Genomic DNA, 10,642 nt, shown 5'->3' with positions numbered 1-10,642 from the left:
TATCCGGTTTGTCCGTGTCAGGCTTGTCCGTATCCGGGTTTTCATTATCCGGTTTATCCGTGTCAGGCTTGTCCGTATCCGGGTTTTCATTATCCGGTTTATCCGTGTCAGGCTTGTCCGTATCCGGTTTTTCGCTATCCGGTTTATCCGTGTCAGGCTTGTCTACATCTGGATTCTCGCCATCCGGTTTATCCGTGTCAGGCTTGTCTACATCTGGATTCTCGCCATCCGGTTTATCTGTATCTGGTTCATCACTTAACTCTATTAAGGAAACGTCATCTACATAGACATTAGCATTTCCTACTCCTTCGATTGGAAGAATTTCAATACCAATTGCTTGGATAGATTTGAGTTCCTTTATATCAGTGAGCGGTAATTTCAAAGTGACTACTTGGTTTTCTTCAATACTTACTTCTCCGCTATCAACCCAATTCCAAGCAGAACCTGTTTGCATGTATAATTTCACATTTGCTTTTCCTTTAGAAATCTTAACTTTTGCATATAAGGCATTTTCTCCGGTAAGGTCTTTAATCTCTGATGTTTGCAAACTAAATTTGCCTTTACTTAAATTAAAAGTAGTAGTCAAACTTGAACCATTGATAGCATTTTCTGATGTTGTTGTTACCTCGGTTGTTTCGTTTTCACTATAGCCAATTTTCCAGTTATTTGTCCCATCTTCAAAGTCGAATAATAATGGTTTCCGTGTTGGTTCCTCAATTGCTTTACCTTCGAGAGTAACCTCATCTAAATATAATTTTGCTTTTCCTTCTCCATTTTTAGGTAATACTTGTAGTCCGATTGCTTTTACTTGTTCAAGTTGTGCTTGATTAATTCCTTTTAGTGGGAAAGTAACTTTAGTAAATCCATCGGTTCCGACATGATAGGTTCCAGAATCTGCCCATGCCCAATCATTTCCAGTTTTAATATAAAGTTTTACATCAGCAGAACCACTAGAAAGTTTTACATTTGCTGATATGGCATCAATACTAGCTAGGTTTAAATCAGTTATTTTACTTAGCTCGAAGCCACCACTTTTAGATAAATTGAATTCAGTAACCAATGAATGTTTCCCACTAGTAGCAAATTCATCTGTTACTTTCGGCTTTGTTGCTTCAGAATGATTTTGTGTCACATCAAAGTCTTCTACATCGTTCTCAAAATCATATAAAATACCAGGTTTTTCTGGTTTACGTACCTGGCCATCTCCATTTTCTGGTATGTCTGGCGCCTCTTTGTCTTTAAAAACTTTTATATCATCGAAGTAAAGTGTACTTTCTAGTTTTGCTTTATCCACTGCATCGACATAAATTGAGAATGTACTTACATTTTTAAGTTTTTCCTTTGTTAAAATTAAGCTTTGATCAGCCCATGAAGCTGGTTTGAATTCGGCAAAATTAATGGTTTCCATTCTCGGTTCTTCATTATCGTAATAACGATATGCTTCATAACCAACGCCATCAATTGTAAGTTGAATATTTAATCTTTGGGATTTTCCATCGGGTTTTATCCAAAATTTTAATTGATTATATTCAGACCAATCTACCCCACCTAATGTTTTGTTCGCACCTGTGTATCCTTGACTAGCTAACTTGTAGTCATATTTCAGTCCATATTCTCCATCGTTTTTATTTTCTGTGGATAGAGAAACAGTGACTCCATCACCATTAGATGTGTAGTTCTTCTTAAGTAAGTCATTATCTCCAAGATAATTCTCGAAATCGTCAATTACGCTTGGGTCAAGAGATGCTTCTTTAAATAGATTGATTAGCTTAATATTATCAATATAAATATCTCCATTACCGGCTAAGGCAGAACCTACGATAGAAATCGCAAGTGTCTTTGGATTGTGTTTGACACCAGTAATATCAATGGAAACTGGATATTTTGCGTATTCCACACCATCAAAGGTTTCTGTCTCAAGGTCTGATAGCTTTCTCTCGGTTGTTGCTATTCCATGCTTTGTTTCCCAATCATCAGGGAACATCACAACACTACGTAATGAAGCGTTTCCACTGTTTAATGAAGTTGGAACATATGCATCGAAGGTTACTCTATTAATCGTATGAAGTGAAAAGTTCAAGGTGTCGGTTAGTTCTAATTTTAACTCCTGCCAGTCTTCGTTTGATTGTAAGTTTTCACTCGAGATTTTCAACATTCCATTATCATGAATAACCGCATGACTAATATCGATCTTTATCGAATCAGGCCAGGCACCATTATTCTTGAAATCGTTAATATCGTCATCAAAACGATATTCTTTTAAAATAATTTCTGGAACTTTGACAAAAACTTTTACTGTTTCAACTTGTACCGTTCCATCAGACATGACTGATTTAATTGTTAGTTCTGTAGATGAGCCATTTACATCGCCGGATGGTGACCATTCTGCTTTGTAATATCTTGATTGTTCATCATACTTCATTTCATGCTCAGTTGTAGATCCTTTTTCAGCGTACGTAACTTTTTTCGGTACATCATTTAAAACTCTAGCACGAATGGTAACTGTATTTTCACGAATGGTTGTCCCTGAAGCAGGGGAAGCAACATGCATGAAAGGTTGTTTTTCTACAGTTGTTGGTACTTCTCCGGAATATCTCTTTTCCTTTATTTCCGACGAAAATGCTGTTGAACGATCGTTATAAAAGTTGATGAAATCTGGTAGTAATTCATGGTCACCGCCTAAATCACCATTTATATCTTTATATGGGACAAATATATTGTTTGGCCAACCAAAGTTTGCCCATGTTAACATATAAGAAATTCGACTTGCTTTTTCACTTTTCTTTATTGCATTCAGTAAATCTGTAAACCAAGTTAAATGATTTCCTGTTTTTTTCAATCCTTCAGGGCTATATCCAAATTCTGTTAGTGCTGCGATTTTCCCTTTCTCATCCGCGAGATCAACTAACATTTCCAAGTCTTTAATTAAATCGTTAAAAAAACTTTCAGACCCGGCATTTTGTTTGTTATCATATTTATCGATACCAAAAATATCAACGTATTCATCACCAGGATAAGTTTCTAAATACCGTTCCTTGTCCCCCCCAGGCCCTGCACCAGGTGAGTAAGCATATAGAATATTGTGTACGTCTTTTACATCTCGTAAATATTCTACGGTATAACGGAAGATGGCTTTATATTGGTCAGAAGTTGTCGTATTTGCTCCCCACCAGAACCAGTTTCCGGTTTGCTCATGGAAAGGTCGGAAAATGAGTGGAATATCATCTTTTGATAATTCCTTAGCTAATGCAGCGATGTTATCTAACCATTTATTAAAAGCGGAATTTTTTTCTCCACCAGGTAAAATATGTTCAACTACATTCCCTGTCGTATCATTAAAATTTCCACCAGTTACAAAATTATATGGATGCATACTTAAAGTGACAATCCCGCCTAATTCGTGTGCAGCTTTCATTGATTGTGCTAAGTTTTTAATACTTTTTTCACTGTCACCTGAAACTCCAGGTTTTTCATAACCGTCTAGACTTAATGTGTCCCATCCAAAAATTGCTGGATAATCACCAACGGAATTTTTAATTTCCGATTCTTTAGATCCTGCTCTTTGTCCGGATCCTTTTAAAGTTAAACCTTCATCCGTAGCATGTTGTTGTCCAAATAAAATTTTTTTAGGCCCAACATTTTTTAAATAGTTAAATAAAAGTTTCGTATTCTTTGATGCATTTGAGTCAACTAGATTAATAGAATTTGTGTTACTTGCGGCTTGAACAATTTTTGGTTTAAATGCATTTGGAACAGTTGAGATTACTAATAATACGGCTAAAAGAACTGAAAACCACTTTTTTGCTTTCATATGAACCTCCTTATCAATTCCTATTATTTTTATGAGTTTACTATTTAATAATTTTGGTAGCGCTATCAAAATGTGGTAAACCCATATACCTTTATATTAATATTAATATATTATTAAGTAAATAGAAACTTTATAAAATGGTTAATAATTTTATAATAATAGTTTATTGTTAAGTAACGGAAAGTTTGCGGCAAACAAATAAGAACATGATATTCTAATTTAGGTTAGGTTGGTACAGCAGTTTAAGGGGGTTATTTTTCGTTTATCGGTAAAGTTATTGGATGGGTTCAAGTTGGGGTGAGAGTGATGGGATCATACTGAAGCCAACCTTTTACATGCTCTTTTGCAGTAGATAATCATTTGTATCACTCATGTGCTTTTAAGGAATTGTTACTAAAAAAAGAAGGTCTATGGTTATTAAGCCGTTATTCACGTAATACTCAATATAATGGGCTCAAAGGGAAGTTCTATGAGCCAGATTTTGCAAAGGTTCCGTGATTATGGGTTCATAGATAGGTTCTATGAGCCCGTTTTTGCGAAAGTTTTATGATTTTGGGATCATAGAAATGTTCTATAAGACTGTTTTCGCGAAAAACTCATGATTATGGGTTCATAGAAAGGTTCAATAAGCCCGTTTTCGCGAAAAACTCATAATTTTAGGCTCATAGAGAAGATCTATAATCCGTTTTTGCGTAATAATCAAGATAAAAGGCTCATAGAAAAGTCCTATGAGCCAGTTTTCGCAAAAAGCCCGTGATTTCCGGTCAATGATCCCGTTTTCGCGTAAAATTCAAGATTATAGGTTCATAGAGAAGCCTTTAATTTTATTCTTTATCTACCGCTTGAATGCGTATCATCAGGCTTGAATAGTCATGATTCTCTGGTGAAATTGGTATTCCTGCTAACATTAAGTAATCTCCGTAAAATGTGTCGGTAAATCCATCAACTTGATACTTTATATTTGGATTTAAGCCTTGTAGTAATAATCTCTTATATGGAGCATGCGGTTCAGCTAGTACACGGAAATAAAACGCGATTGCTTCTTTTTTATCTTCTGAAACAAACATCCATGACGTTTCATTTCCTTCAAACGGGCTTAAAAGTCGATATAAATCCCCTTGTTGGACAAGAGAGCGGATTTCCTTATATATTTTTACTTGATCCTTAACGATTTTCTTTTCATCGTTCGTAAACTTTGTTAGGTCTAATTCGTATCCGAAGTTACCGCTCATTGCAACGTGTCCTCTAGTCGTTATAGGGGTATTTCGTCCCACTTGATGATTAGGAATGGCTGAAACATGTGCACCAATGGAGCTGATCGGATAAACAATGCTTGTACCATATTGTATTTTTAGACGCTCAATGGCATCTGTGTCATCGCTTGTCCAAGTTTGGGGCATGTAATATAGCATGCCTGGATCAAAACGGCCACCACCGCTTGAACAACTTTCAAATAAAATATGAGGAAATTTTGTTGTTACATGTTCCAAAATTTCATAAAGGCCGAGTATATAGCGATGAGCAATTTCCATTTGGTGTTCATTGGACCAACCAATCGAACCAATCTCTGTCATAAAACGGTTCATATCCCATTTAATATATGCGATTGGAACTCGTGCAAAAATATCGCTTAAAACGTTCACCACATAGTCTCTGACTTCTTTTCTAGTAAGATCAAGAATGAGTTGTGTTCTTGCTAATGTTCTTCGTCTTCCTTTTACGTGCAAACACCAATCGGGATGTTTTCTATATAATTCACTATCAGGTGAAATCATTTCTGGTTCAACCCATAGACCGAATTTTAATCCTAACTCAGTAACGCGTTTTGACAATCCTTCTAATCCGTTTGGTAGTTTTCGTTTGTCTTCAAACCAATCTCCCAAGGAAGTTGTATCATCGTCTCTTTTTCCAAACCATCCATCGTCTAAAACAAACAACTCGATTCCTAATTCTGCGCCAACTTTAGCAATCTCTTCAATTTTATCTTCTGTAAAATTAAAATAGGTTGCTTCCCAGTTATTAACTAAAATCGGTCGTTCTTTATCGCGATAAATTCCTCTTGCTAAACGAGTTCGATAAAGTTTGTGATAGGTGCGAGACATGCCGCCGATTCCTTCTGATGAATAAACCATAACCGCCTCAGGTGTTTGGAATTCCTCCCCAGGGGATAAGTTCCATGTAAAATCAAATGGATTCAACCCTATTGACACTCTCGTATTATTAAATTGGTCTACTTCAGCGGATGCTAAGAAATTACCGCTATATATAAAACTGAATCCATAGATATCGCCTTGCTTCTCATCTGTGTTTGGACGAAGAAGAGCAAAGAAAGGATTTAATTGGTGACTACTCGCCCCCCTTCTACTTTCGATTGATATTGTACCTGGACTAACCGGCCTTCTTTGTATATGTGCTTCGCGTGTCCAAGCTCCAGAAAGATAAAGAGTTTCAAAGTCATCACCACGAAAATCTACGGATGAGCTTAAAGTGCGTAATAACTTTAGTTTTTCGCCTCCGTTATTAATGAAGAGAACAGAACGGGTGATGGCATTGAAATTCTTAAAGACGGAATAATTTAACACAACTTCTAGCTTAGAGTATGAATCAATTAAATGGAGCTGTAATGTTTCAGCCTCGTCTTCCGATTCAATGTAGACTGCAGGTAAACCATTGAGTTCTGGTTTTCCTTTTATAATTTTGTGATTTTTATAAACTAATTCGCTTACACGGCTCCCATCGGATTGTAACTGTATTTGATAAGCAGGTTGGCGATGGTCCCCAGATCCATACTGTGGGTATTCTTGTGGTAATTTGTCTAGAAAATCTCCTTTTTCTTGTTCCAATAAAATGATTAGGTGAGTACCATGGTTTAATTTTTCTCCCCAATAAGCATGTACAGGATAGCCATTAATAATTTGAAAAATATAGCTTACATTACTTGATTGTAGGTGGAATAAGGAGTGTTTTTCGTCGTAATAAATCGGCAAGATATTCCCTTCCTTTCGTTCATCTTCATGTTCATATAAATTTTCAGTTAATAATCAATAACTTTTAAGTTATCGTTTACTAAATATTATACTATTATATAGTAAAAGTGAAGCGCTAACAAACATTTTTTAAGGTAAAGATAAAATGTCCTCTATTCTGTAAAATGAATGTCCTTCAGAATCCAACCATATATACCAACGATTTCATTGTCTTTTAGTAAAAAGATTATTTTATTTAATAATATCAATTGCAATAGGTTATCGATTAGGTTACAATTCAATTGTTGATTTTAAATTCCCTTTTATTGTTATGGTGAGGAGAGTGAGAAAATGGAAATGAAACACAATGCCAGGTTTGTTTTCGTTGGGGATAGCATTACTGAAGAGGGAAGATTTGATGATCCTGAGGGCGTTGGGTATGGATATGTAAGATTCATTCGGGACTACTTATTAACGGAATTTCCAAATAAAAATATCGAAGTTATCAATAGAGGTGTTGGTGGAAATAGAATTATTGATCTAGTTGCTCGGTTTCAAAGAGATGTTATAGCGCTTAAACCTGACTATGTTTCTATATTTATAGGAATTAATGATGTTTGGCGCCAATTGGATGAACCAGAATTAGATCAAGTTTACCCTGAAAAATTTGAAGAGATCTATCATCAGTTAATTAGAATGGTGCAAGAGCGAACAGAGGCAAACATCATTTTGATCGAACCGACTATTTATCAAGAAGATATGACCTCTTTAGGTAATGAACTTTTGAAACCCTATGTAAATATCGTTCGGGATTTAGCAAGAACGTACGGTGTAACGCTTATTCCGACAAATCGTGAGTTTTTAAAAGTAATAAGTAATGAAAAACACCCCACTTTAACAGTCGATGGTGTTCATATGACATCTACCGGAGATATGTTGATCGCAAAAACATGGATGAATGCGTTTATCCAAGAATTTTTATAGCGAGGGTTGAGGGTCGCCTAGAGTACACATTTTGTAAAAAACATCTGAATTTCTAGGCAGAATGAGGTGTAACCGACATGAAAAAACAACGGAACGACGATTATTTAACCCTTTTTAATGATGAACAGATAAAAAAAGCAAGTCCATATCAAATCTTAATGAAATTATACTCTGGACATTGGGGAAAATTAAGTTTATCGATTTTATTTTACATAATAAAAAGTTCTCCGGTATGGATTTTACCGATTGTAACGGCAAATGTAATTAATATTGCCTCAAAGCCAGGAGAACATGCAATAAAAGACTTTTGGGTAAATTTCATCGTTATTTTAATTGTACTTCTACAAAATATTCCGATGAATACAATTCATGTTCATTTTTACAGTAAAGCATTGCGACATGTTGAAGCGGAGTTACGGAATACATTAGTACGGAAATTACAACAATTGTCAATCGGTTTCTATGGAGAATTAGGTACTGGACGTATACAGTCAAAGGTTGTTCGAGATGTTGAGGCCATTGAAATGTTGTCAAGGCAAATTATGCTTAGTCTTGTTCCAGCCGTTATTAATTTAATAATCGCCATTGTTTTAACAGTTATGAATAGTTTTTCGGTTGCGGTCTTCTTTTTATTAACGGTTCCTACATCCGTCGGTTTAGTCTATGTGTTTCGTAACAAAATGACGGACTTTAATCGACAATTCCGGAAGAAGATTGAAGAAATGTCTGGAAGTGTTTCTGAAATGGTGGAAATGATTCCGGTTACAAGGGCACATGGTGTTGAGGAATTAGAAATAGAAAAAATGGAAGAACGATTAACAACGATAAAACAAAAGGGATATCGATTGGATGTTTTGGAAGGATATTTCCAATCATCCAACTGGGTTGTTTTCCAAGTATTCCAAGTGCTTTGTCTATTTTTTACTGCATATTTAGCGTATAACGGAAAGATGCCGGTCGGAGATATTGTCATGTATCAAGGCTATTTTACGATGATTCTCGGTGCTGTACAAGGAATCTTAAATGTCTATCCAATTATTATGAGGGGTTTTGAATCTATTTACTCCGTTACAGAAGTTTTATTTTCCCATGATACAGAAAACGATAAGGGGAGAAAATTTCCTGAAAAGCTTAATGGGAAAATTGATTTTCAACATGTTTCTTTTAAATATCCAAATTCTGATAAACATGCACTCAGTAACCTTAATTTAACCATTCATCCGGGGGAGACAATAGCCTTTGTTGGTGAGTCTGGATCTGGTAAATCAACGATATTAAGCTTAGTGATCGGATTTTATCATACACAAGAAGGAAAAGTTCTTGTTGACGGAATTCCGATTAACGAAATTGATATAAAGGAATATCGACAATCATTAGCAATTGTACTTCAGAATAACATTTTGTTTTCCGGAACCATTCGTGACAACATTACTTACGGGTTACCTAGATTCTCTGAAAAAGAGTTAATGAGAGCAATTGAAATGGCGAATCTAAAAGAGGTCATTGACAATTTACCCAATGGATTAGAAACGAGGGTTGGGGAACATGGTAGTCAATTATCTGGAGGACAAAAGCAAAGAATTGCGATTGCACGAGCGTTAATACGTGATCCGAAAATCATTATTTTAGATGAAGCAACATCTGCGCTAGATAACAAGTCGGAACGTGTTGTTCAAGATGCCATTGATGAACTAATGCGAGGGCGAACGACCCTTGTTGTTGCCCATCGACTTTCAACGATACGGAATGCGGATCGAATTGTTGTTATGGAAAAAGGGAAGATTGCAGAAATTGGTAGTTATGAAAATCTAGTAAATAATCGCGGCATGTTTTATGAACTTCAAAAATTATCAACATCCTAAAAATATGGAAAGTAAGATGATGCGAATAAATTGGAGGTAGAATCATGGATTTTATTAAAGGTTTTACATTTGGTTGGTTAAGTAAGAAGGGTGACTTTTTAAAAGAAGAAGCAAAGGAATCATTGCGACTGTTAAAAGAAAGAACGAATAGCAATTATGTAATCTTTGCGCTTGCTGCAATACAAGATACCCCTTTTTCAACATTCGTTAACTACCGAGGGGACCATATGGTAGATGATGATGAATTGGTTGAGATGATTCAATATGCAAAAGAGTTAGGGATGAAAGTCATTCTTAAACCGACTGTTAATTGTAAAGATGGTAGTTGGCGAGCACATATTAACTTTTTTGATATCGATGTACCAGGGGAGCCAACATGGACTGAATGGTTTAGAAGTTATACCGATTACCAATTACATTATGCAAGGATTGCTGAAGAACAAAAATGTGACATGTTAATCGTAGGTTGTGAGATGGTTCAATCGGAGCGAGTGGAAAAAGGATGGCGGAAATTAATCGAGGAAGTTAGAGCTGTGTATTCTGGACTTATTTCCTACAATACAGATAAATATCAAGAAGATCAAATTACATGGTGGGATGCTGTGGATGTTATCTCATCAAGTGGCTATTATCCAATTCATGATTGGGATAGGCAATTGGATCGGATCGAAAAAGTTGTTGAAAAGTATCAATTGCCTTTCTTTTTTGCTGAAGCAGGATGTCCGAGTCGATCAGGATCCGCGATGATTCCGAATAATTGGCATCATGTTGGTGAACTGAATGTAGAAGAGCAGGCGGATTTTTATAAAGTGATGTTTGAAAAAACAAAGCAACGGTCTTGGGTAGGAGGTTTTGGGCTGTGGGACTGGAGTGCACGTTTATATGATGAAAGTAAAGCATCACAAGATAACGGTTATGCAGTTTATGGAAAGCCTGCCGAGCGAGTGATATATAAATTTTATACGTCTAAAAACTTGTAATTAATATTCTTCAATAATGGTTGAATGAATCCTATTAGT

Annotated in this window: 5 protein-coding genes; 3 read left to right on the top strand and 2 right to left on the bottom strand. The window is 35.8% G+C overall.

Annotated elements, in window-relative coordinates; translation table 11 throughout:
• Positions 1 to 3,811, bottom strand: a 3,811-nt coding sequence (locus BN2144_RS20015; protein WP_050632194.1) for a glycosyl hydrolase, incomplete at its 3' end; no start/stop codon positions are given.
• Positions 3,812 to 4,635: 824 nt separating this feature from the next.
• Positions 4,636 to 6,798 (bottom strand): alpha-galactosidase, encoded by a 2,163-nt coding sequence (locus BN2144_RS03585; RefSeq protein WP_033826962.1) that lies wholly within the window; start codon positions 6,796 to 6,798, stop codon positions 4,636 to 4,638.
• A 330-nt stretch (positions 6,799 to 7,128) separates the two neighbouring features.
• Between BN2144_RS03585 and BN2144_RS03580 the strand changes: the two genes are divergently transcribed.
• The 3 genes from BN2144_RS03580 (at position 7,129) to BN2144_RS03570 (ending at position 10,603) form a co-directional block, all read left to right on the top strand.
• Entirely contained in the window at positions 7,129 to 7,761 is a 633-nt protein-coding gene (locus BN2144_RS03580) for an SGNH/GDSL hydrolase family protein (protein WP_322107702.1), read from the top strand.
• 77 nt (positions 7,762 to 7,838) lie between these two features.
• A complete protein-coding gene (locus tag BN2144_RS03575; protein WP_033826961.1) occupies positions 7,839 to 9,623 on the top strand; it encodes an ABC transporter ATP-binding protein in 1,785 nt (594 codons plus the stop codon).
• 44 nt (positions 9,624 to 9,667) lie between these two features.
• A complete protein-coding gene (locus BN2144_RS03570; protein ID WP_033826960.1) occupies positions 9,668 to 10,603 on the top strand; it encodes a glycoside hydrolase family 113 in 936 nt (311 codons plus the stop codon).
• The last annotated feature ends 39 nt before the right edge of the window (positions 10,604 to 10,642 follow it).

The sequence above is a fragment of the Bacillus andreraoultii genome (assembly GCF_001244735.1).
Classification (GTDB): domain Bacteria; phylum Bacillota; class Bacilli; order Bacillales; family Caldibacillaceae; genus Caldifermentibacillus; species Caldifermentibacillus andreraoultii.
Note: the sequence above shows the minus strand (reverse complement) of the source record. Positions and strands in the feature narration are given on the sequence as shown.